At 48.3% G+C, this 2,528-nt stretch carries 1 pseudogene; it reads right to left on the bottom strand.

From position 1 onward, the window contains the following. Positions 1-2,528, bottom strand: a pseudogene (locus V5G28_RS31755) (condensation domain-containing protein); the annotation flags it as partial.

The following is a 2,528-nucleotide window of genomic DNA, read 5'->3' on the forward strand; positions in this document are numbered from 1 at the left end:
ATTGCAAGTAGTGCGCTAGTTGGTTGGCTTTGGCGTTTAATTCACTGTAGCTTAGGCGTTGCTCTTCAAATACTACAGCAATAGCATCCGGCGTTTTCTGGACTTGTTGCTCAAATAAGTGATGGATACACTGTTGTTTCGGGTAGTCGGCTTGGGTGTTGTTCCACTCGATAAGATACTGGTGAAGTTCACGCTCACTTAGCAGTGGTAGCTGTGATAGCTTCTGATGCGGGTGTGCAACAACTGCGGATAGTAGAGTTTGATAGTGCTCTACCATCCGCACAATGGTGGCAGCATCAAATAAGTCAGTGTTGTATTCGATAACCCCCATCAATCCAGCGCTTGTGTTCTCCAGAAACAAAGTTAAATCAAACTTAGCTGTGGACGTTTCAATTGGCAAGGTTGATAAGCTTAAATCAGCCAGTTCCAAACAAGGCATCGGCGCATTTTGCAGCACAAACATCACTTGGAACAGTGGTGTATAACTTAAAGAACGCTCTGGCTGCAATTGCTCGACTAACTGTTCAAACGGTAAGTCTTGATGTGCGTAAGCACCAAGGGCAACTTCCCGCACTTGTGATAGTAAATCAACAAAACTCGGATTGGCAGATAAGTCACTGCGCAGCACTAGGGTGTTGACAAATAAACCGATTAACTCTTCGGTTTCTGAGCGATTGCGGTTAGCAATTGGTGTGCCCACGCAGATGTCAGTCTGTCCACTATAGCGGTACAGCAATGTTTGGAACGCTGCCAGCAATGTCATGAACAGCGTCACTTCTTGTTTTTGGCTCAAAGCAGCGATCGCCGCACTCAATTGTTCTGAGAGTAAGAATCGAACAGTTGCCCCGTTGTAAGTTTGAGTTGCAGGTCGCGGTCGGTCTGTGGGCAGTTCCAACAAAGCCGGGATACCCGCCAGTTGTTGTTTCCAGTATGTCACCTGCTCTGTGAGCACCTCGTGCTGCAACCACTGCTGCTGCCAATAAGCAAAGTCGGCATACTGAATCGGCAATTGTGGCAACGCAATTGGTAGCTGATTGCACAGAGCTTGGTAAACGAATGCTAACTCACGCACCAGTACGCCGATTGACCACCCATCCGAAACGATGTGGTGCATCACCAGTACCAGGACGTTTTGTGTGGGTTCAAGCTGGTACAAACTAGCCCGCACTAACAAATCGCCTACTAGGTCAAACGGACGCACTGCTTCTGCTGTTGCCAGTTGCTGGCAAGTGATTTCGCGCTCAGTTCGGTCTAGCTGTTGCAAGTCTGTTACCGCCAGTGTGAAAGTCATACTGTTAGCAATCACTTGCATGACTTGCCCATCTACCTGAATAAAGTTGGTTCGTAGGGCTTCGTGGCGGTTAATTATATAATTGAGGCTTTGCTCTAGCGCTGTGATGTTGAGTGCACCTTGAAAACGCACAGCTACTGGAATGTTGTAAAAGCCGCTCTGGGACTCGAACTGCTGTAGGAACCACAACCGCTGTTGAGCAAACGACACTGGCATCTGAGCAAGGCGTGGTACTCTGACGATTGGGGAAGTTTGTTGAGATTGCCCAGTATGTTGAGCAGTGGCAATCGACTCAGCTAAGGCAGCGACAGTCGGTAACTCAAACAAGCTACGCAATGGTAACTCCACAAAGAAGGTGCTTTGCACACGCGACATCAGTTGCGTTGCCAGTAACGAATGCCCTCCCAAGGTAAAAAAGTTATCATGGATGCCCACCGACTCGATTCCCAGCACCGATGCCCAAATGTTTGCCACCATTTCTTCAATCGGTGTTCTGGGAGCAACAAACTCCTGTGATGCTTCAAGCTGTCCGGAGGGGTCTGGTAGTGAAGAGCGGTCAACTTTGCCATTCGGTGTCAGTGGTAGCTTCTCAAGAACACAAAATAAGATGGCACCATGTACTCTGGCAGTTTCTGTTTGAGGAACGAGCGCAATTCACCGCTCAGTGGTGTTGTCTCACTCTGGGTACTAAGTATGCGACCAACCCTTGTCGCCTACCATCTCTTTTGGCAATGACTACAGCTTGTTGCACAGTTGGATGTTGACTCAACACTGCCTCAATTTCGCCCAATTCTATGCGGAAGCCACGTATTTTGACTTGGAAGTCAACGCGTCCGATATACTCTATATTGCCATCGCTTAAGTACCGGGCTAAGTCACCAGTTTTGTACAGGCGAGAACCAGGTTCTGAACTAAAGGGGTTAGGGATGAATTTTTCGGCTGTCGTTTCCGGACGGTTGAGGTAGCCGCGCGCTAAACCCACACCACCAATGTGCAACTCGCCTGCTACACCCACTGGTACTGGTTGATTGTTGTGGTCGAGGATGTAAATTTGTGTATTGGCAATTGGGCGACCAATCGGCACCGTCAACAGTTCGCTGTCTAATTGGCATTGCCAGTAAGTAACATCAATTGCTGCTTCTGTCGGTCCGTAGAGATTGTGCAGTTTGCACCCCAAACGCGCAAAAAACTTTTCTTGCAGTTCTTTTGGCAGAGCTTCGCCACTACAAAATACTTG

The organism is Scytonema sp. PRP1, assembly GCF_036697665.2.
Taxonomy (GTDB): Bacteria; Cyanobacteriota; Cyanobacteriia; order Cyanobacteriales; family Nostocaceae; genus Kalymmatonema; species Kalymmatonema gypsitolerans.